Genomic DNA, 20,375 nt, shown 5'->3' with positions numbered 1-20,375 from the left:
TCGGCCCGGTCCGCGGACCGGGCCGAGCGGGAGCGCCGGACCGCGGCCGCCGGGCGGTGCCGCCGGGCGGCCGCGGTGGGGGAGCGGGGGCCGGGTCAGTAGACGTACGGCCAGCCGGCGGAGTCCCAGCCCAGCAGGTTGACGCCGAGCTTGGCGGTGCCGTTGTCAGCGCCGTCGTAGTAGTGGTAGACGAGCAGGTCGCCGTCGCTGTCCTGGAGGACGGACTGGCCGCCGGGGCCGATGATGTTGCCGTGGCTGGCCAGCACGGTGGTGCCGCCGCCCTGGAGCATCGGGGTGCCGTTGCGGTCCACGAACGGCCCGGTGGGGCTGGTGGAGCGGCCGACCCGGATGTTGTAGGTGCTGTCGGTGCCGGCGCAGCAGCGGTCGTAGGACGCGAAGAGGTAGTAGTAGTTGCCGCGCCGGATCAGCGTCGGGCCCTCCACCGCGTAGGGGGAGTCGGGGCGGGTGGCCAGGTGGTAGAGGGTGCTGTTGGAGTTCAGCCGCTTCCCGGTGGACGGGTCGAGCTGGATCATCCGGATGCCGGACCAGTAGGAGCCGAAGGCGAGCCACCAGCGGCCCTGCGGGTCCACCATCAGCGAGGGGTCGATGGCGTTGTGGTTGCTGCTGGTGGTGGTGGAGTAGACGATGCCCTGGTCGGTCCAGGAGCCGGGGCGGCCGGTGCTGCTGGTGGCGAGCCCGATCGCGGAGTTGTTGCTGCCGAAGCTGGAGGCCGAGTAGTACATCCAGTACCGGCCGTTGTGGTACGAGACGTCGGGCGCCCAGATGTCACCGGTGGAGTTGTACTGCCGGACCCAGGACGGCACGGGGTTGAGCGTGGGTCCCGCGTCGGCGAAGGCGATCCGGTCGGTGGAGGTGCGGGTCTCGTTGTGGGTGCCGTAGAGGATGTAGCCGCTGGAGGTGCGGATCATCGAGGGGTCGTGCACGGTGACCGTGCCGGTGACCAGTCCCGGGTTGGGATAGGCCTTCGGGGCGGCCCCGGCCGCTGCCGGCAGGAGGGCGAGCGGGGCGGTGAGCAGCAGGGCGAGGACGGCGCGGCCCGGTGCTCTGCGGCGGCGGCCCTGCGGGGCCGTGCCGGAGACGGTGCTTGCGGCGCCGTCGGCCGGGGTGGTGCGGGTCGCGCGCGGGAACAGGCGCATGGCGGCTCCAGAAGATGGTGGTCTGTCAGGGACCTGTCATCCAAGGGATGTTCGAAATATCGGACATCGTTCGCAGTGCTGGCTGGAACGTAGGCCGCCCCCGGGACCACGTCAACGCCCCCGGCCCGGGAGCGGCCGATCCCGGCCGCGCCGCTCCCGGGCCCGGCCCCGCTCCCGGTTCCGCCCGGTCCGCTCAGCCGCCCCGGCGGACGTTGCGCACCGACTGACGGACCACCACGTGCGTGCCCAGCACGAGGTGCTGCTCCGTCCGGTCCCCGCCCCGCTCCCGGCGGTCCAGCGCCAGCCGTACCGCCGCCCGGCCGAGCTCCTCGTACGGGACGTGCACCGTGGTCAGCTTCGGGGTCAGGTCCGAGGCCAGCGGGATGTCGTCGAACCCGACCAGGGAGATGTCGTCCGGGACGCGCAGCCCCGCCTCGGTGATCGCCTCCAGCGCCCCGGCCGCCACCATGTCGGTCCCCGCGAAGACCGCGGTGAAGTCCACCCCGGCCGCGATCCGCTCCCGGGTCCGCCGGTAGCCGTAGGCGCGGGTGAAGTCCCCGTTCTCGACCAGGGCCGGGTCCGCCTCCACCCCGTGGTCGGCCAGCGCCCGGTTGTGCCCGGCCAGCCGACCGGCGGTGGTGGTGTGCGTGGCGAGCCCGCCGAGGAACAGGATCCGCCGGTGGCCGGCGGAGAGCAGGTGGCTGCTCAAGCCGTAGGCGCCGCCCTCGTTGTCGTACTCCACCACGGTCGCCGGCACGTCCTCGCCCAGCGGCGGCCGACCGCACAGCACCAGCCGGGAACCGGCCGACTCCAGCGACTGCGCGAACTCCGCCATCCGCGCGCGGTAGGTCGGGCTGTCCTCGATGCCGCCGACCAGGATCACCGCGCCGGCGCGCTGCTCCCGCATCAGCTTCACCACGGCGAGCTCCCGCCGCGGGTCGCCGCCGGTGGCGCACACCAGGCACAGCCGCCCGCGCCGCGCGGTCTCCTGCTCGACGCCGTGCGCGGCGTGCGCGAACGAGGGCCCGCGCACGTCCTCCACCACGAACGCCACGGTCTCCGTGCCCACCCCGGCCAGCGCCCGCGCGTGCGCGTTGGCGACGTAGTCCAGGTCGCGGATGGCGCGCAGCACCCGCTGCCGGGTGGCCGGCGCCACCGGATAGTTCTCCGCCAGCACCCGCGAGACGGTGGCCACCGAGACGCCGGCCTGCGCCGCGACGTCGCGGATGGTGCTCCGCCCCGTGCGGCCGCCCTCCTCGGCCCGCCGGCCCCGGCGCCGACCGGAGCCCCGGGCCGCCGGGCCCGGCTCCTGGGCCGGCTCCGTCGCTCTCCGCCCGTCGGGGTCCGTCTGCCCGTTCACGCCCATCACGCCGCTCCGCTCGGGGCCTTCGCCGACGCCGACGGATCCGGCCGCCCGCAGGAGCGCCCCCGTACCGGGGCCCCGCCCACCGCGACACCCCCCGGCGCGTCCGACGCGGACCTGGTCCAGTCAACTCGCGCAACCACGCCACGACAGTAACCGATCACTGCTCCCGCCGGGGCGCCCCGAGCAGGTCGCCGGAGGGCGCCCGGCGGCGGGGCGCCGTCACCCCGCGGCGGCCAGGTCGCGCTGCCAGTCCAGCACCAGGTCCACCACCTCGGCCGGGCGCTCCTCGTGCAGGTAGTGCCCGACCCCGGACCAGACCTCCACCCGGGAGCGGGGGTGCCGCAGCAGCGGCCGCTCCCACTCGGCCGGCTCCTCGCGGATCCGCACGGTGAGCTGGGGCAGCGAGTGGCCCGCCAGCGCCGGCCCCGCCTCGGTGCGCGGTCCCAGCGCCCCGGGGGAGAGGTAGTTGCCGACGAAGGACTCCCGCAGCACCAGCGGTTCGATGGCCTCGATCCGGCGCAGGTGCGCCAGCCGCAGCTCGGCGGGGGCGTCCGCGAGCGCCCCGGCGACCTGCTCCAGCACCGCCCGGCGGCAACCGGAGTCGGTGCGGTAGGCGCGCAGCCGGCGGGGGGTCCGCTCGGCGGTCTCCCGCTCGTCGGCGCCGTACGCGGGGTCGAGGACGACCAGGCTGTCCAGCACCTCCGGGCGGTCCACGGCCAGCCGGAGCGCCACCGTGCCGCCCATCGAGTGCCCGACGAGGGTGAGCGGCCCCGGGGCGCGGCCGGCAGCGTCCGCGGCGTGGATCACCGCCGCGACGTCCTCGGCCAGCTCGGTGAGGGAGTAACCGCTCTCCGGGACGGACGACCAGCCGTGCCCGCGCAGGTCCAGCGCCAGGACCCGGTGGCGCTGCGACCAGGCCGGGATGTGCGGGCACCACTCCTGGGAGTCCCCGCCCCAGCCGTGCACCAGCACCAGCGTCCCGGCGCCGCTCCCCGCCACTCGCGCGGGATGGTCGGTGTAGAAGAGGCGGAGGTCGGGCCGGGTCTGGGAGCTGATGTACGGCATGCGGCGGTCCGTTCGACGGGGGAGCGGGGACGGTGGTCGGCCCGGGAGGGCCCGGAGCGCGTGTCCGCTCCCTCGTACGCCGTCCGGGATCACGTCGTCAACCCTCGCGCGGCCGGGCGTTCCGGCCGCGGCGCACGGGCGCGGGCGGCACGGAAAGCGCTTACTCGACGGGCGTGCGCGGCGTTCGCCACGCCCTCCCGGAACGGGCGCGTCCGGCCGAAGAACACGGGCCGATGCGGACCCGCGCCCCGCCAGGTGGCAGGGTTGTCCCATGGCCGAGCAGACTCACCCCGCGCCCCAGCCGGACGGGCACCGCAACCCCGTCCAGATCAGCCCCTCGATCCTGTCCGCGGACTTCGCCAACCTCGCCGCCGAGGCCGAGGCCGTCCGCGGCGCCGACTGGCTGCACGTGGATGTCATGGACAACCATTTCGTGCCCAACCTCACCCTGGGCCTGCCCGTCGTCGAGTCGCTGCGCAAGGCCACCGCGACACCGCTGGACTGCCACCTGATGATCGAGGACCCGGACCGCTGGGCCCCGCAGTACGCGGAGGCCGGCGCCTCCTCGGTCACCTTCCACGTGGAGGCCGCCGCCGCCCCCGTCCGGCTGGCCCGGGAGCTGCGCGCCCAGGGGGCGCGCGCCTCGATGGCACTGCGGCCCGCCACCCCGATCGAGCCCTACGAGGACCTGCTCCCCGAGCTCGACATGGTGCTGATCATGACGGTGGAGCCGGGCTTCGGCGGGCAGGCGTTCCTGGACGTGATGCTGCCGAAGATCCGCCGCACCCGGCGGCTGATCGAGCGCCACGGCCTGCAACTGTGGCTCCAGGTGGACGGCGGCGTCTCCGCCACCACCATCGAGCGCTGCGCCGAGGCCGGTGCGGACGTCTTCGTCGCCGGGTCCGCCGTCTACGGCGCCGACGACCCGTCCGCCGCCGTCGCCGCGCTGCGCGAACGGGCGGAGTCGGTGCGCCGGGCATAGTCCGGCGCCCGGACGCGTTGCACGGCGGGAACCAACCACTCGCGCACCGCCGGCCCCGTGGGACACGGACGCCCCACCCGGCCGGCGGTGCGTGACGATACGAGAACCCGTGGAGGGGAGCCGATGAAGGCCATCACCTACAGCCGGTACGGCGGTCCGGAGGTCCTGGAGTACCGCGACGTCCCCGAGCCCAAGCTGGGGCCGGACTCGGTGCTCGTCCGGGTCCGGGCCAGCTCGGTGAACCCGGTGGACTGGAAGGTCCGCGAGGGATACCTCGACGGCATCATGGACGCCTTCTTCCCGGTGGTGCCCGGCTGGGACCTCGCCGGCGTGGTGGAGCGGGCCGGCGCAGCCGTCCCCGAGTTCGCGCCCGGCGACGAGGTGATCGGCTACGTCCGGCAGGACGTCGTCCACCACGGCACCTACGCCGAGTACGTCGCCGCGCCGGTGCGCACCCTGGCGCCCAAGCCGCGGACGCTGAGCTGGGAGCAGGCCGGCAGCCTGCCGCTGGTCGGTCTGACCGCCTACCAGGCCCTGGTCAAGGCCCTCGCGGTGGGCGCGGGCGAGACGGTGCTGGTGCACGCGGCCGCGGGCGGGGTCGGCCACATCGCGGTGCAGATCGCCGTCGCGCGCGGGGCCCGGGTCATCGGCACGGCCAGCGAGCGCAACTTCGACCACCTGCGCGAGCTGGGCGCCGAGCCGGTCGCCTACGGGGACGGGCTGGCCGATCGGGTCCGCCGGCTGGCGCCGGACGGCGTGCACGCCGCGCTGGACCTGATCGGCGGTGAGGCGCTGGAGGTCTCCCCGGGGCTGCTCGCCGAGGGCGGCCGGCTGGCCTCCATCGTGGACGGCCGGGTGAAGGAGCTGGGCGGTGCCTACGTCTTCGTCCGACCGGACTCGGCCGACCTGACCGAGCTGGGCCGGCTGGTGGACTCCGGCGCGGTCACCGTCGACGTCGCCCAGACCTTCCCGCTGGAGCGCGCCGCCGAGGCCCAGCGCGCGAACGCCGAGGGGCACGTGCGCGGCAAGATCGCCATCACCGTCCCCTGATCACCCGCGGGCGACGGCGCCCCGACCACCGCTCGGCCGCGGGTCGGCCGGGGCGCCGCCCGGCCGGGCCGGCGCGGACCCTCGACGGGGGCGCGCCGGCCCGCCGGCGTGGCGGGGATTCAGGCGGCGGCCACCGGGTTCTCGGCGGGCAGCGGCTGACGGCAGTGCGGCAGCGGCACGGAGGCGGTGCGCAGCGCGTCCAGCGTCTCGTCGGCGATGCGCTTGGCGGTGCGCGCGGACAGCTCGCGCGGCAGTCCCGCGTGGGCGGCCCGCCGCCCCAGCACGGCCAGCCGGTCGGCGCCCTCGTTCAGCGGGTGCCCGGAGTGCCCACGAACCCAGCCCAGCTCCAGGAAGTGCCCGGTCGCGAGCCTGCGACCGATCGCCACCAGCAGCTGGTCGGTGTCGTGGTGACCGGTCAGGCTGTGCGCCTCGCGGCCGTCGGTGAAGGCCTCCCGGACCTGGCCGATCAGGGCGATCGCGGCCTTGGAGTCGGTGAGGATGTGCAGCGGCCGGGACTTCGGCACGGTGGAGACCAGCCGGGCGATCGCCGCCACCTCCGCCGCCGTCGGATGGGAGCAGCGCACCGAGCCGAAGCCCCAGCGACCGCAGGCGGAGACCCAGCCCCAGCCGCCCTCCCGACTGCGCCGGCCGAACGAGCCGTCGGTGGCGGCGATCATCACCGTCGGCGCGCTGGGCTGCGGCAGCGGGACGCCCGCCTCGTCCAGCGCCTCCTCCGCGACCTCCAGCGCCTGGCGTATCCAGGTGTTGCGCCGCCCCGGGCCGCGGCACAGGTGCGGTTCGATGGAGGGGAACGCGGTGCGCATGCCCTCCAGGCCCTCGTGCAGGCGGCTGTCGTTCCAGTACAGGTCGAGCGGCATGCGCGGCAGCGTGGGGTGGGCGAGCAGCGCGGCCAGCCCGTCCAGCAGGGCGTCCGTGCTGCCCTGGCCACTTTCGGTCAACCCGGACAGTCGTTGGCCGTCCGAGGCGGCCAGGCCCCAGGCGTAGCGACTGGATCTCCCCGCCACGGCCAGGCCCACGCAGACCGGGTCAATGTACGACGTGACGGGTGGGGCATCCTCCATCACGGGGCCGCGCTGGTCGATCACTGGGGGCCTCCCTCGGTCGTCCTCCGGTCGGTCGAGCTGCACCGCCCCGCACCGCGCCCGGCGAGCGATGGCGCGAGCGGTGTCATCTGTGCATGCTGCCGTGTGACGGGCGTCTCGTCGAGGGTGTGCCTGGAAGCCTTCCCCATCCGGGCAGCTTGCAACCGGCCTTGGCCCCACGGACCGCCTCCAGGTGGTAAGAGTGCTCGCGCGGCGTCACCGCCCCCGGTCCGACTGGATGATGATGATCTTTCGGATGTAGGGTCGCCGTGACGGACACGGTCGGGGCACGGCCCGTGACCGGCCACGACGTGCCCGGCGAGGGAGGGGAGCGACAGCCGTGATGGGACCGGCGCACTCGCTCTCCGGAGCCGCCGCCTGGCTCGGCGTGGGGGCGCTCGGGGCCGCCGGCGGCGCCCCGATGCCCTGGCCGGTGCTGCTCATCGGCACCATCGTGTGCGCCGGCGCGGCCCTCGCCCCGGACCTCGACCACCGGGCCGCCACCATCTCCCGCGCCTTCGGCCCGTTGTCGAAGGGGCTGTGCGTGGTCATCGAACGGCTCGCGGCGGCGGTCTACCGGGCCACCCGCGGCCCCGGCGACCCCCGGCGCTCCGGCGGCCACCGCACGCTGACCCACACCCTGGTGTGGGCCGTGCTGGCCGGCCTGGTCACCACCGCCGTGGTGGTCTTCGGCGGCCGGTGGGGGCTGCTGGCGGTGCTGTTCACGCACACCGTCCTGGCCATCGAGGGCCTGCTGTGGCGGGCCGCGCGCGCCTCCAGCGACGTCCTGGTCTGGCTCCTCGGCGCCACCGGCGCCTGGCTGCTGTCCGACCTGGCCACCGGTCCGGCCGCCGAGGCCGCCTGGCTGCTGGACGCCTCCGGGGTTCCCCTGCCGGCCGGCGAGCCGGAGCTGGCCTGGCTCGGGCTGCCGGTGGTGCTCGGCGCCCTGGTGCACTGCCTCGGCGACGCGATCACCGTCTCCGGCTGCCCGGTGCTGTGGCCGCTGCCCTTCGGCCGCAAGCGCTGGTACCCGCTGGGCCCACCCCGCGCCCTGCGGTTCAAGGCCGGCAGCGCGGTGGAGAACACCCTGCTCATCCCGCTGTTCCTGGTCACCGGTGGCGGATGCGGGCTGTTCGCCCTGGGCCTGGTCTGATCCCTGCGGGGTGACGGAAAACCGGTTGCGCCGCCCGGCCGCCCGCCGTAGCTTCGGTGCAGCAGCGTGCGTCACGCACGACCGGCCCGCCACCGCGCGCCCCCGGCCCCTGCGGCCGACGGCCCCCGGTGGGTGTCAGCGCCGGGGAACCGAACCGCGGGAGCCGGCACTTTGTAACACCCGGAGGACGCCCAGGCCCCGCCCCTGACCGCCGCCCGAGGCGCAGGGGCAGGCGAGCCGTGCCGTCCTCCGTGGGTGGGCCGCGTTCCACGCGCCCACCCCGCCGCGCCGCCCGCTGGCGCCCTTGGGGCGCCCGACCGAGGCCCCGCGTCCACCGGCCCCGTGCCCAGTGCCCGTGCCCCAGCGCCCGTGCCCCAGTGCCCGTGCCCGGTGAGCGGACCGCCTCCCCGATCCGGCGGCGCCCCGGCCGGACGGCTCGTCCCCTCCCACCCGTGGTCACGCCGCGACGCGCCCGTTCGCGGCGTCACCACCCGCCACCGACGCGAGGTGCGACGATGCCCCCATCCTCCATCACACTCAGCAACCTGGGATTCACCTGGCCGGACGGCACCGTGGCCCTGCGCGGCCTGACCGCCGTGTTCGGCACTGGCCGCACCGGCCTGATCGGCGTCAACGGTGCCGGCAAGAGCACCCTGCTGCGGCTGGTCCTCGGCGAGCTGACCCCGACCAGCGGCACCGTCACCGTGCACGGCCACGTCGCCCACCTGCCCCAGGACCTCCCCCTGGAGCCCGGCGCCACCCTGGCCGAACTCCTCGGGATCGCCGACACCCTGGCGGCCGTGCGCGCCATCGAGTCCGGCGACGTGGCTGACCGCCACTTCGAGACCGTGGGGGACGACTGGGACATCGAGGAGCGCTCCCGGGCCGCCCTGGCCCGGCTCGGGCTGGCCGGACTGGCCGACGGCCCCGACGGCCTGGACCGCACCGTGGCCGGCCTCAGCGGCGGCGAGGCCATGCTGGTCGGTCTGGCCGGCCGGATGCTCGGCCGGCCCGACGTGCTGCTGCTGGACGAGCCCACCAACAACCTGGACATCCGGGCCCGCGCCCGGCTCAGGCAGTCGCTGGCCGCCTACCCCGGCTGCCTGGTCGTGGTCAGCCACGACCGGGAACTGCTGGACACCGTCGACCGCGTCGCCGAACTCCGCCCGGAGGGCTTGCGCGTCTTCGGCGGCAACCACAGCGAGTACCTGGCCGCCGTGGAGCGGGAACAGCGGGCGGCCGAACAGGCGCTGCGCACCGCCGAACTCGACGTGCGCCGGCAGAAGGCCGAGATGCAGCTCGCCCGGGAACGCGCGCAGCGGCGCTCGTCCGTCGCGGCGCGCACCGTGGCCGACAAGGGCCTGCCGCGGATCGTCGCCGGGAACCTCAAGCGGCAGGCCGAGCGGAGCGCCGCGCGCGCCGACGACGTGCACGCCCAGCGCCTGGAGCAGGCCAGGGCGCGGCTGGCCGAGGCGGAACGCGCGGTGCGCGACGACGACCGGATCGCGCTGGACCTTCCGGACACCGCGGTACCCGCCGGCAGCACCGTCGTCGAGGCCCGCGGGCTGACCGCGACCCGGCCCGACGGCGCCCCGCTGTTCGGCGGCGGCGCGGACCTCACCATCCGCGGGCCGGAGCGGATCGCGCTGGTCGGGCCGAACGGCAGCGGCAAGACCACGCTGCTGCGCAGGCTGGCCGGCCTGGACGCCGACCGGCCCGGCGCAGGAGGCGAGGTCCGCCACGGCGCGGCCGGGCGCACCGCCTTCCTCCCGCAGCGGCTGGACGTGCTCGACGACGACCTCAGCGTCCGGGAGAACCTGCGCCGGCACGCCCCGCAGCTGGACGACACCACCGCCCGGACCCGGCTGGCCCGGCTGCTGTTCCGCGGGGACCGCATCCACCTGCCGGCGCGGGCGCTGTCCGGAGGGGAGCGCCTGCGCGCCTGCCTGGCCTGCGTGCTCTTCGCCGAACCGGCGCCCCGGCTGCTGCTGCTGGACGAGCCCACCAACAACCTCGACCTGGAGGCGGTGGCCCGGCTGCGGGAGGCGCTGGCCGGCTACCGGGGAGCCCTGGTGGTGGTCAGCCACGACCCGGTGTTCCTCGGCGAACTCGGGGTGACCCGCGTCCTGCGCACCCGGGTCGGCCACCCGCCGACGGAGGAGGGCGCCGTCCCCGCCGCGCTCGACGACTGAACCGCCCGCACCCGACGGGCTCCCGGCGCCGTGGTGCGTCCGGGAGCCCGAGGAGGTGGCGGCCGTGTGGACACGTCAACCGGCGTGCCCGCGCCCCGTCCACACCTGGCCAGCCGGACGGCGCGGCACGATCCGTCACGCACGGGACCAGTTAAGGATCTCCCCGACCGGGCAGGATTCCCCGCGCACCGTCACCGGCCGCCGCACCGCCAACGAAGGCGGCGCGACGAAGGGAGGCTGCGCCGATGGGCGAGAAGCAGATGATCAGCGGCAACGGCCTGACCGATCGACGCAAGTACCGCGAACGCCTCCAGCAGTGCCTCGGCGCGCTGGCGACGCTCCTGGAGGAAGGGCGCTTCGAGGCCGCCCGCAACCTGATCGGCCTCGAACTGGAACTCAACCTGGCCGACTCCGACGGACGGCCGCGCATGGTCAACGGGCCGGTGCTGGACCGGCTGGCCAGCGGGGACTTCCAGACCGAACTGGCGCAGTTCAACCTGGAGGTCAACATCGCGCCGCACCGGCTGGCGGGCTCCGTCTTCGCGGACCTCGCGGAGGAACTGGACGTGGCGGTCCGCTACGCCGACGCGCAGGCCCGCGCCCACGGCGCGCGGGTGGTCATGACCGGCTCGCTGCCCACCGTCACCGCCGACCACCTGGTCGGGGAGAACCTCTCCGACAACGAGCGCTACTTCGTCCTCAACGACCAGATGATGGCCGCGCGCGGCGAGGACTTCCGGCTGGACATCGAGGGCGTGGAGCACCTCCAGGCCACCGCGGGCTCGATCGCCCTGGAGGCCGCCGCCACCTCCCTGCAACTGCACCTCCAGGTCACCCCGGCGCGGTTCGCCGACGTCTGGAACGCCGCGCAGGCGATCGCCGGCGTGCAGGTCGCGCTGGCCGCCAACGCGCCCTTCCTGTACGGCCGGGAGCTGCTGCGGGAGACCCGAACCGCGCTGTTCGAGCAGGCCTGCGACGTCCGGCCGCAGGAGCTGGTCGCCCAGGGCGTCCGGCCGCGCACCTGGTTCGGCGAGCGGTGGATCGACGGGCCGCTGGACCTCTTCCAGGAGAACGTCCGCTACTTCCCGCCGCTGCTGCCGGTCTGCTCCGACGAGGATCCGCGCGCCGTGCTCGAGGCCGGGCACGTCCCCGAGCTGGCCGAGCTGCGGCTGCACAACGGCACGGTGTGGCGCTGGAACCGCCCGGTGTACGCCGTGGTGCGGGGCGTGCCCCACCTGCGGGTGGAGAACCGGGTGCTGCCCGCCGGCCCCACCGTGGCGGACATCCTCGCCAACGCGGCCTTCTACTACGGGCTGCTGCGCGCCCTGGCCGACTCCCCCCGGCCGGTGTGGCAGGCCCTGCCGTTCGCCGCGGCGGAGGAGAACTTCCGGCTCAGCGCGCGGGACGGCATCGAGGCGGAGCTGTACTGGCCGGACGGCGCCGGGCGGGCCCGGCGCGGCGGGCGGAGCGCCCCCGCGGTTCGGCGGCAGCCGGTGCACCGCCTGGTGCTCGACCAGCTCCTGCCGCTGGCCCGGCGGGGCCTGGACGCCTGGCGAATCGATCCGGCGGACCGCGACCGCTACCTCGGCGTCATCGAGCAGCGCTGCCTGCGGCGCACCAACGGCGCCGAGTGGCAGGTGCGCACCGCCCGGCACCACCGCGAACGATCCGGCCTCGACCGGGGCGCGGCGCTGGCGGCGATGACCCGTGACTACATGGCGCACGCCGCCACCGGCGCACCGGTGCACACCTGGCCGGTGCCCTGAGTCGCGGGAGCCGGCCGCCCGGTCCGGTACGGTGCCCGCGTGGCGACCTTCGACGACCATCCCGACACCGCCTCCCCCGGGCGGACCGCCGCCGCGCGACCGTCCGCCGGCGAAGCCGACCGCACGCCCGGCGCCCCGGCGGCGGCCCCGACCCCGCTGCCGCGCCGGCTGGCCGGCGTCGAACTGCTGCTGGTCCTCGGGGTGTCCCTGGGCGCCTCGGGGGTGCGGGCCCTGCTCAGCTTCGTGGGTTCGGTGACCCGCCCGGAGGGGCTGGCGGCCCAGCAGGCGGTGCTGGCCGGCTCCGCCGCCCCCGGACGCCCCTGGCTGGACCTCGCCTGGCAGCTGTACTACATCGGCGCCGCCCTGGTGCCGGTGGCGCTCGTCGCCTACCTGCTCCTCCGGGAGGGCGGCTCGCTGCGCACCAGCCTGGGCTGCGACCTGCGCCGGCCGCTCGGCGACCTGGGCCGGGGCACGGCGGTGGCCGCCGCGATCGGCGGCACCGGCCTGCTGCTCTACCTGGGCGCGCGGGCCTCGGGGGCCAACCTCACGGTGGTGCCGTCCACGCTGCCGGACGTGTGGTGGCGCATCCCGATCCTGGTGGGCCAGTCGCTGGAGAACGCCATCGTGGAGGAGGTGATCGTCCTCGGCTTCCTGGTGCACCGGCTGCGCGGCATGGGCTGGGGGTGGTCGTCCGTGGTGGCCACCAGCTCGCTGGTGCGCGGCTCGTACCACCTGTACCAGGGGATCGGCGGCTTCGTCGGCAACGTGGCGATGGGCGTGGTCTTCTGCTTCCTGTACCGCCGCTGGGGCCGGGTGATGCCGCTGCTGGTGGCGCACGCCCTCATCGACATCGTGGCCTTCGTCGGCTTCGTGCTGCTGGCCGGCCGGGTCTCCTGGCTGCCCACGGGCTGACCGGGCCGTCCTTCTTGGGGGGAGGAGGAGGGGGAGCGGGGCAGGCGCGCAGCACGAACCCGAGGGCCCAGGGGGACCCCCGATTTCCAGCCTTTCACGGGGATTCGGCGTGGCGACAGGGGGGTTCGCGGGCTGTGGACAACTCCTGACTGAGGCATGACATTCCGAAGATCGGTGTGGGGAGGCCGAGTCGGAAGGCCGGAGGGGGAAGGCCGGAGTCGGAAGGCCGGAGCCGGCCGCGGGACGGCACGGGCGGTCCGGGGCCTTCGGGGGCGTTCGGGGCGCGTTCGAGGGGCCGCCGCTTGTAGCCTGCGGGCCATGGGTAGCGCGGAGGAACCCGGGCGGACCGCCCCCGGGAAGGCGGCGCGGGAGCTGGCGGCCATCGAGCGTGCCCTGTCGCGGATCCGGCGCAGCCAGCGCCGGGGCGCCCTGGCCCGGCAGGCCGTGCTGGAGGGGGCGGCTCCGGAGGCGGTGGCGCACCTTCCCGTGCTGGACGCGGTGGCCGAGCCGCCCGGTGAGGTGACCGTGGGCGCCGTGGCGGAGCGGATCGGTGTGGATCCCTCGCGGGCCAGCCGGATGGTGGCCGCCGCCATCGGGGCGGGGCTGGTCCGGCGGGGGGCCTCGCCCTCCGACGGGCGGCGCAGCCCCCTGGAGCTGACCGCGGCCGGCCGCGGCCTGCTGGAGCGGGCCCGCGAGCGCCGGCTCGCGCACATCCGGCGGCTGACCGCCGACTGGACCGACGCGGAGCGCCGGGAGTTCGCCCGTCTGCTCGGCAGGTTCACCGACGCGCTGTGAGCCCGCGCGCCGGTCCCGCGCGCCGCTTCCGCGCGCCGCTTCCGCGCGCCGCTCCCGGACGCCGTCCCCGGGCACCCGGCCGTACCCGGCGGCGGTCGGGAACCGGACGGCGGCGGGCGGCGTCGGAGCAGTCACCTGGAGACGCGGGGGCGGAGTCGGAAGGGGCGGGGACGTGTCGGTCTTCTTGGTGATGGGCATCGCCGGGGTGGCGGTGCTGCTGGTGTCCCTCCTGCTGGGTGGGCTGCTCGACGCCTTCCACCTGCCGTTCGACGGTGGGGCCTTCTCCCTCCCGGTGGTCGCCGCGTTCGTCTCCATGCTCGGGTTCACCGGGGAGCTCGTGACCACGCTCACGCCGTGGGGGGTGTGGCCGGCGGTGGCCGTCGGGGCCGGCGCGGGGGGCGTCGCGGGGCGCGGAGTGGTCGCCCTGTCCCGCTTCCTGATGCGGGGGCAGAGCGACGTCACGGTGCGCGGCGAGGACCTGATCGGCGGCACGGGCAGGGTCGTCACGCCCATCCCGGAGGACGGGTACGGCGAGGTGATGCTGCGCGCCGGCGGGGCACCGGTGAAGTACTCGGCGCGCAGCGCGACGGCGGTCCCGCGCGGCGCGGAGGTGTGGGTCGTCGAGGTGCTCTCCGCGTCCGCCGTCCGGGTGGAGCCGCTCGATCGGTGATCCGGCCGGCGCCCGCGCCCCCATACATGACGGGTACATGACATTTCCGCCCCGGTGTGGGGCGGCAGGCAGCAGGCAGCACGCCAGTCGAGGCAGCACGCGAGTCAAGGAGGACCACCATGCCACTGAGCTCGGCGTTGATCGCCGGAGTCGGCATCGTCGTACTGATCGCCCTGGTCGTTCTCGTGGTCATATCCCGCTACAAGGTGGCCGGCCCCAACGAGGCGTTCATCATCACCGGACGCCGGGGCAAGGAGGCCGTCGATCCGGTCACCGGCCGCAAGGTCACCGACGTCAGCGGCCAGAAGGTCGTGGTCGGCGGTGGGGTGTTCGTGGTGCCCTTCATCCAGCACCGGCACAGCCTCGACCTCTCATCCCGGCGCATCCCGGTCTCCGTCCGCGGCGCGGTGAGCCTGCGCGGCGTCAAGGTGAACCTCGAAGGCGTGGCGATCGTCAAGGTCGGCGGCAACGAGGACGCCATCCGCGCCGCCGCGCAGCGGTTCCTGCGCCAGCAGAAGGAGGTGGAGACCTTCACCAAGGAGGTGCTCTCCGGGGCGCTGCGCTCCATCGTGGGCCGGATGAGCGTGGAGGACATCATCCGCGACCGCGCCGGGTTCGCCGCCCAGGTGGCGGAGGAGTCCGAGACCTCGCTGGTCGGCCAGGGCCTGGCGCTGGACACCATCCAGATCCAGGACATCACGGCCGAGGGCAGCTACCTGGAGGACCTCGGTCGCCCCGAGGCGGCCCGGGCCCGGCAGGACGCGGACATCGCCGAGGCCAACGCCCGCCGCACCGCGCAGCAGTCCCGGCTCAAGGCGGAGGAGGACATCGCCGTGGCGCAGCGGACGCTGGCGCTGCGCCAGGCCGAGATCAAGTCCGAGACGGACGCGGCGGCGGCCCGGGCCGCCGCCGCGGGGCCGCTCGCCGAGGCGGCGCAGCGCCAGCACATCCTCGGTGAGCAGGAGAAGGTCGCCGAGCGGCAGGCCGCCCTGAAGGACCGTGAACTCGACACCGAGGTCCGCAAGCCGGCCGACGCCAGCCGCTACCGGGAGGAGCAGGAGGCGGAGGCGCGGCGGATCGCCCGGGTCAAGGCCGCGGAGGCGGACCGTGTCGCGGCGATCGCGGCCGCGCAGGCCGAGGCGGAGCGGGCCCGGCTCACCGGTGAGGGCGAGAAGCAGCGCCGCGCCGCGCTGGCCGAGGCGGTCCGGCTGGAGGGGGAGGCGCAGGCCGCCTCCATCGCCGCGCGCGGCTCGGCGGAGGCCGAGGCGATGCGGGAGCGCGCCGACGCCTTCGACCGGTACGGCGAGGCGGCGGTGCTGGAGATGATCGTCTCGATGCTGCCGGAGGTGGTGGCCAAGGCCGCCGAGCCGCTGTCCGCCGTGGACAAGCTCACCGTCATCTCCACCGACGGCGCCGGGCGGTTGCCCAGGGCGGTCGCCGAGAACCTCAGCCAGGGCCTGGAGATGGTCACCGCCACCACCGGCATCGACCTCGCCCAGCTGCTCTCCGGGATCGCCGGCCGCCGGCCGGGCGCCGGGACGGGGACCGGCGGGGCGGCGGCGCCCGCCGCCGGCGTCGCGGCGCCGCAGCCGGCCGCCAAGGAGGTCGCGGCGCCACCGGAGGGCGCCCAGCGCCCGGCCGCGGGCTGACCGCTGTGCCGGCGCCGCGCCGGCACACGGGTCACGTGCGAGGGGCACCGGGGGCACGGGGCGCGGCGCCCGGGGGACGACGGTGCCCGTGGGGACGGCGGCGGGGCGGACGGTCCGCCGCCGTCCCCACGGGCCGAGCCGGGCCGAACCGGGCTGACACGGCGTCATCCCGGCCGGGGCGCAGGGCCGTCCGGCCGAGGCGGCCTGGCGCCACCCCGCCGGACCGTGGATGATGTTCCCTTCCGGCCCGCGGTGTGGCGGGCCCGTGACCAGGAGGTGGACGCCAGGTGACGACGGTGGGCAGGACAACCACGGGCGCGGAACCGGACGTGGCCCCCTCCTCGGTGACCGAGTCGCTGCGGGGGCTCGCCACGCTCGCCGGGCCGCTGCCCGAGTTCGACGTCGACCGCGCCCCGGACGCCCCCGGCCCGCTCTTCGGCGAGTGGTTCGTCCGCGCGGTGCGCGAGGAGGTCCGGGAGCCGCACGCCATGGTGCTGTCCACGGTGGACGCGCACGGCCGGCCGGACGCCCGGGTGCTCACCCTGCGCGAGGTCGACCCGGATGCCGGGACCTGGACCTTCGGCACCTCGATCGCCAGCCCCAAGGGCCGGCAGCTCGACGCCGTCCCGTGGGCGGCGCTCACCTTCTACTGGCCGGAGCAGGGCCGCCAGATCCGCGTCCGGGGCCCGGTGGTGCGGGCGAAGGCGGCGCGCAACGCCCAGGACTTCCTGCGCCGCGGCCCCGCCGGCCGGGTGATGAGCCTCGTCGGCCGGCAGAGCGAGCCGATGCCCGACCCCACCGAGTGGGAGGAGGACCGCCGGCGGGCCGAGCTGCAACTGGAGCGGCACCCCGGCGTGGTGGCCGCGGACTGGGCGCTGTACACGCTGACGGCCGACCGGGTCGAGTTCTGGCAGGGCGACGACCGCCAGCGGCACCGCCGCCTGGAGTACCGGCGTGACCGGGCGGGCGCCCGGTGGACCCGCGTGCCGCTGCGGCCCTGACGGACCGGTGCCGCCGTCGTCGCTCCGGCCGCCCCGCCCGGGGGCGGGGCGGCCGGCGGTTCAGCAGCCGCAGGACGGCCCGGTGAGGTCGCAGACCGCGCCGTCGCCGACCGCCTCGAACTCCACCGTCCGCGCCGCGGCGGTGGCGAGTCCGCCGGAGACCGGGGCGGTCAGCGGGTCCGCCGCCCGCCGCACGGCGCCGGAGGCCGTCTGGACCGCGAAACCCTCGCGGAGCCAGTACTCGATGCCGCCGATCATCTCCTTGACCCGGTAGCCGAGCCGGGCCAGGGCCAGCGCCGCGCGGGCCGCGCCGTCGCACCCGGGACCCCAGCAGTAGGTCACCACCGGCACGTTCACGTCGAGCAGCTCGGCGGCGCGCCGCGGGATCTCGGCGCTCGGCAGGTGCACGGCGCCGGGCACGTGCCCCTGCTCCCAGGCGGCCCGGGAGCGCGAGTCCAGCAGGACGAAGTCGTCCGCCCCGGCGGCGAGCGCGGCGTGCACGTCGGAGACGTCGGTGGCGAAGGCCAGCTTGGCCGCGAAGTGGGCGGCGGCCTCGGCCGGGGAGGCGCAGGGGGTGGACATGGGGGCGCTGGGGGTGGCGCCGGACCGCTGTGCGATGGTGGTCGTCGTCATGTGATCAAGATTATGTGGCTCTGCGTAACCGCCCCAGGGGTGTTCCACGGTGTGGGCCCGCCTTGCCGGGGCATTCCACGGAATGAATGGCCGATGACCGTCGAAAACCCCGCGGGCCCACGCAGGCCCGCCCCTGAGCTGGACGACACCGACTGGCGCATCCTCGCCGTGCTCCAGCGCGAAGGCCGGGTCAGCTGGGCCGACCTCGCCCGCGAGGTGGCCATGTCCGCCAGCGCCGTCACCGAGCGTGTGCGCCGACTGGAGGAGAGCGGGGCGATCACCGGGTTCACCGCCCGCGTCGATCCGGAACGCCTGGGCCTGACCGTGACGGCGCTGGTCCGGCTGCGCTACCCGACCGGGAACTACAAGCCGTTCCACGACCTGGTGGAGGTCACCCCGGAGGTGGTGGAGGCGCACCACGTCACCGGTGAGGACTGCTTCGTGGTGAAGGTGCTGGCCCGCGACATGCGCCACCTGGAGGCCGTGGTCGGCAGGCTCGCCACCCTCGGGCCGGTCACCACCTCCGTGGTCTACTCCAGCCCCCTGCCGCACCGCGCGGTGCGGCGCCCCGACGGGCGCTGACCCGGGGGCCGCGCGCGCCCGCCGGCGCCGGAAGGGGCGCGGCCGGGCACCCGCCGTCCGTCCGCGCCCCGCCCCGGGCGGCCTCAGCTCCCCGACGGGTCGCGGCCGCTTGGGAGGGTCGCCGCCGTGCCCGGGGCGCCGATGCGGGTGGCGATCTGGCCCTTCACCGCGGCCAGCAGGGTGGCGATGGGCACCGCCCACCAGGTCTCCAGACCGGCGGTCTCGGCGGCGACGACGCCGACACCGGCCTGGGCCGCCGTCCAGCCCACGCGTTCCAGTAGGTCGAGCAGGAAGCTGCTGTTCATCTCGGTACACACCCTTCGAGGAGGCGACACGGCCATCGGGGAGACGGCACGGCCCGGCCGCCGCGGAGGGCGGCTGGTCCGCACGGGGAGGGCTGCCGGCGGTCGGGGCCGGCAGGGGGGAGGAGACGGGGGACGCCGGGCCGTCAGCCGTCGAGCCGCCCGGCGACGCGCTCGCGCATGTCGCTCATCGCGAAGCCACGGGGATCGATCTTCCCGGGCTGCCACTCCAGGTGGCCGATCACGCTGCCGGCGCCCCAGCCGTGGGCCCGGCACACCGCGGCCGCGGCCCGCTCGATCGCGTCGAGCTGCTCGGCCGGCCAGGGGTCCTCGCCGTCGCCGAGGTTCTCGCACTCGAAGCCGTAGAAGTGCGCGTTGCCGTCCGCGCCGGACTCGTCGTCGGCGGGCAGGTCGCTCTCGGCGATCACGGCGTTCAGCACGTCCGGGTCGCCCGCGCCGGCGTGGTTGGCCCGCCCGTACCCGACCAGGTGCACCCGGCCGTCCTTGGCGACCACCCCGTGGCACAGCGGGCCCGGCAGGCTGGAGGTCCCGTCCCGGCACAACGCCACCGTGGCGTCGGTGCCCGAGGTCGCCGTGTGGTGGATCATCACCCCGTACACCGGGCCCCAGGGTCCCTGCGCATCGCGGTTGTGACTGGTCCAGTCGCCGACCTCGACGACGTCGATGCCTTCCGCCCGTAACGCGTCGACGAACGCGGCGGCGGACAGCGGGGTGGCCATGGGGATCGCCTCCAGGGGCGTGTGGAGCGAGCAGGCCCGGTGAGGGCGCCGGGCCGGGGAACCGTGGGACGGCCGGGGGCGACGCCGTGGCGTAGCCGGGGGACAGCCGGGGCCCACCAGGGGAATGCCCCGACACGCCGCCCCGTGCCCGGCGCGTCGGTTGCGACACGCGGTGGTGCGGTCGTGCGGCCGGGCCGCCGCGCACCACCCGCGCCCCGCCGCGTCGCCCCGCGCCGCCGGCCCCGCGCCGCCGGCCCCGAGGCGCGGCGCCGCCGGGCCTACGCCTCAGGGATGACTCCCGGCCCGGCCCCCTACCCGGGGCGGGAGGGCGTTCCCCTACTCGAGGTGGGGGTGGGGATTCGTCCGGCCGGCCGAGGGAAGACGCCGGCCGCGCGCCTAGATTCGCAGACGGTACGGTTGCCCGCCCGAGGCAGCCGCCCCCTCGGAAAGGAGATCGACGTGGCGACGCCTCACTCGTGGGCCGCCCACGCGCCGGCGCGCGTCGACGGCGCCGCGGCGCGCGCCGAAGCGCTGACCAAGGCGTACGGCCAGGGCGACACCCGTGTGGTCGCCCTCGACGCGGTGACGGTCACCATCCCGCGCGGCCGCTTCACCGCCATCATGGGCCCGTCGGGCTCCGGGAAGTCCACCCTGATGCACTGCCTCGCCGGCCTGGACGCCGCCTCCGCCGGCAAGGTGTGGGTGGGCGACACGGAGATCACCGCGCTGAGGGACAAGCAGCTCACCCGGCTGCGCCGGGACAAGATCGGCTTCATCTTCCAGGCCTTCAACCTGCTGCCCACCCTGACCGCCCTGGAGAACATCACGCTCCCCATGGACATCGCCGGGCGCAAGCCCGACGCGGCCTGGCTGGACCAGGTGATCGACACCGTGGGGCTCTCCGGCCGGCTGAAGCACCGCCCCGCCGAGCTCTCCGGCGGCCAGCAGCAGCGCGTCGCCTGCGCCCGCGCCCTGGCCTCCCGCCCCGACATCGTCTTCGGCGACGAGCCCACCGGAAACCTCGACTCCCGCTCCGGCGCCGAGGTCCTCGGCTTCCTGCGCCGCTCCGTCGACGACCTCGGCCAGACCATCGTGATGGTCACCCACGACCCGGTCGCCGCCGGCTACGCCGACCACGCGCTCTTCCTGGCCGACGGCCGGATCGTGGACGAGATGGCCGCCCCCACCGCCGAGAAGGTGCTGGAGCGCATGAAGCGCTTCGACACCGCCCACCGCACCAGCTGAGGCGCGGGGGAC

General features: G+C 75.8%; 19 protein-coding genes. 12 read left to right on the top strand and 7 right to left on the bottom strand.

Going from position 1 to position 20,375, the window contains the following annotated elements; genetic code table 11:
* Nucleotides 1-95 precede the first annotated feature (95 nt).
* From FHU37_RS09460 to FHU37_RS09450, 3 genes are all read right to left on the bottom strand, one after another.
* Nucleotides 96-1,157 (bottom strand): arabinan endo-1,5-alpha-L-arabinosidase, encoded by a 1,062-nt coding sequence (locus tag FHU37_RS09460; protein WP_179813775.1) that lies wholly within the window; start codon nucleotides 1,155-1,157, stop codon nucleotides 96-98.
* Nucleotides 1,158-1,350: 193 nt separating this feature from the next.
* On the bottom strand, nucleotides 1,351-2,385 hold the full coding sequence (locus FHU37_RS09455) for a LacI family DNA-binding transcriptional regulator (protein ID WP_312892752.1): 1,035 nt from the start codon (nucleotides 2,383-2,385) through the stop codon (nucleotides 1,351-1,353).
* A gap of 357 nt (nucleotides 2,386-2,742) precedes the next feature.
* Nucleotides 2,743-3,588: an alpha/beta fold hydrolase gene (locus tag FHU37_RS09450; RefSeq protein ID WP_179813773.1), complete on the bottom strand. Its 846-nt coding sequence runs from the start codon at nucleotides 3,586-3,588 to the stop codon at nucleotides 2,743-2,745.
* Nucleotides 3,589-3,859: 271 nt separating this feature from the next.
* On the opposite strand from FHU37_RS09450, the gene rpe reads away from it, so the two are divergent.
* Together rpe and FHU37_RS09440 are read left to right on the top strand one after the other, a co-directional pair.
* A complete protein-coding gene (rpe, locus tag FHU37_RS09445; RefSeq protein ID WP_179813772.1) occupies nucleotides 3,860-4,570 on the top strand; it encodes a ribulose-phosphate 3-epimerase in 711 nt (236 codons plus the stop codon).
* 123 nt (nucleotides 4,571-4,693) lie between these two features.
* A complete protein-coding gene (locus FHU37_RS09440) occupies nucleotides 4,694-5,620 on the top strand; it encodes an NADP-dependent oxidoreductase (RefSeq protein ID WP_179813771.1) in 927 nt (308 codons plus the stop codon).
* A 119-nt stretch (nucleotides 5,621-5,739) separates the two neighbouring features.
* Here the strand turns inward: FHU37_RS09440 and FHU37_RS29260 are convergent, their stop codons facing one another.
* Entirely contained in the window at nucleotides 5,740-6,726 is a 987-nt protein-coding gene (locus FHU37_RS29260; RefSeq protein ID WP_179813770.1) for an RNase H family protein, read from the bottom strand.
* A 337-nt stretch (nucleotides 6,727-7,063) separates the two neighbouring features.
* On the opposite strand from FHU37_RS29260, the gene FHU37_RS09430 reads away from it, so the two are divergent.
* From FHU37_RS09430 to FHU37_RS09395, 8 genes are all read left to right on the top strand, one after another.
* Entirely contained in the window at nucleotides 7,064-7,876 is an 813-nt protein-coding gene (locus FHU37_RS09430; RefSeq protein ID WP_179813769.1) for a metal-dependent hydrolase, read from the top strand.
* A gap of 515 nt (nucleotides 7,877-8,391) precedes the next feature.
* Nucleotides 8,392-10,068, top strand: a complete 1,677-nt coding sequence (locus tag FHU37_RS09425) for an ABC-F family ATP-binding cassette domain-containing protein (protein ID WP_179813768.1) — start codon at nucleotides 8,392-8,394, stop codon at nucleotides 10,066-10,068.
* Nucleotides 10,069-10,313: 245 nt separating this feature from the next.
* Nucleotides 10,314-11,834 carry a glutamate-cysteine ligase family protein gene (locus FHU37_RS09420; protein WP_179813767.1) on the top strand — a complete coding sequence of 507 codons (1,521 nt, stop codon included), beginning with the start codon at nucleotides 10,314-10,316 and terminating at the stop codon, nucleotides 11,832-11,834.
* 39 nt (nucleotides 11,835-11,873) lie between these two features.
* On the top strand, nucleotides 11,874-12,746 hold the full coding sequence (locus FHU37_RS09415) for a CPBP family intramembrane glutamic endopeptidase (RefSeq protein WP_376773914.1): 873 nt from the start codon (nucleotides 11,874-11,876) through the stop codon (nucleotides 12,744-12,746).
* A 318-nt stretch (nucleotides 12,747-13,064) separates the two neighbouring features.
* The gene (locus FHU37_RS09410; protein ID WP_179813766.1) at nucleotides 13,065-13,541 is read left to right on the top strand and encodes a MarR family winged helix-turn-helix transcriptional regulator; all 477 of its coding nucleotides are present in this window, start codon (nucleotides 13,065-13,067) and stop codon (nucleotides 13,539-13,541) included.
* Nucleotides 13,542-13,713: 172 nt separating this feature from the next.
* The gene (locus FHU37_RS09405) at nucleotides 13,714-14,211 is read left to right on the top strand and encodes an NfeD C-terminal domain-containing protein (RefSeq protein WP_179813765.1); all 498 of its coding nucleotides are present in this window, start codon (nucleotides 13,714-13,716) and stop codon (nucleotides 14,209-14,211) included.
* Between the two features lie 119 nt (nucleotides 14,212-14,330).
* The gene (locus tag FHU37_RS09400; RefSeq protein WP_179813764.1) at nucleotides 14,331-15,860 is read left to right on the top strand and encodes a flotillin family protein; all 1,530 of its coding nucleotides are present in this window, start codon (nucleotides 14,331-14,333) and stop codon (nucleotides 15,858-15,860) included.
* Nucleotides 15,861-16,156: 296 nt separating this feature from the next.
* Complete coding sequence (locus FHU37_RS09395; RefSeq protein ID WP_312892517.1) at nucleotides 16,157-16,861, top strand: pyridoxine/pyridoxamine 5'-phosphate oxidase; 705 nt, start codon at nucleotides 16,157-16,159, stop codon at nucleotides 16,859-16,861.
* Between the two features lie 60 nt (nucleotides 16,862-16,921).
* Here FHU37_RS09395 and FHU37_RS09390 read toward each other — a convergent pair whose 3' ends face one another.
* Nucleotides 16,922-17,494: a rhodanese-like domain-containing protein gene (locus FHU37_RS09390; RefSeq protein WP_179813763.1), complete on the bottom strand. Its 573-nt coding sequence runs from the start codon at nucleotides 17,492-17,494 to the stop codon at nucleotides 16,922-16,924.
* 93 nt (nucleotides 17,495-17,587) lie between these two features.
* On the opposite strand from FHU37_RS09390, the gene FHU37_RS09385 reads away from it, so the two are divergent.
* The gene (locus FHU37_RS09385) at nucleotides 17,588-18,076 is read left to right on the top strand and encodes an Lrp/AsnC family transcriptional regulator (RefSeq protein ID WP_179813762.1); all 489 of its coding nucleotides are present in this window, start codon (nucleotides 17,588-17,590) and stop codon (nucleotides 18,074-18,076) included.
* 83 nt (nucleotides 18,077-18,159) lie between these two features.
* On the opposite strand, the gene FHU37_RS09380 is transcribed toward FHU37_RS09385, so the two are convergent.
* The gene (locus tag FHU37_RS09380) at nucleotides 18,160-18,381 is read right to left on the bottom strand and encodes a hypothetical protein (RefSeq protein ID WP_179813761.1); all 222 of its coding nucleotides are present in this window, start codon (nucleotides 18,379-18,381) and stop codon (nucleotides 18,160-18,162) included.
* Between the two features lie 143 nt (nucleotides 18,382-18,524).
* Nucleotides 18,525-19,118 (bottom strand): N-acetylmuramoyl-L-alanine amidase, encoded by a 594-nt coding sequence (locus FHU37_RS09375; protein WP_179813760.1) that lies wholly within the window; start codon nucleotides 19,116-19,118, stop codon nucleotides 18,525-18,527.
* Between the two features lie 459 nt (nucleotides 19,119-19,577).
* On the opposite strand from FHU37_RS09375, the gene FHU37_RS09370 reads away from it, so the two are divergent.
* Nucleotides 19,578-20,363: an ABC transporter ATP-binding protein gene (locus tag FHU37_RS09370; RefSeq protein WP_179813759.1), complete on the top strand. Its 786-nt coding sequence runs from the start codon at nucleotides 19,578-19,580 to the stop codon at nucleotides 20,361-20,363.
* Nucleotides 20,364-20,375 lie beyond the last annotated feature (12 nt).

It is taken from the genome of Allostreptomyces psammosilenae (assembly GCF_013407765.1).
GTDB classification, from domain to species: domain Bacteria; phylum Actinomycetota; class Actinomycetes; order Streptomycetales; family Streptomycetaceae; genus Allostreptomyces; species Allostreptomyces psammosilenae.
The sequence above is the reverse complement of the archived record's forward strand: the minus strand, read 5'-3'. Positions and strand labels throughout refer to the sequence as shown.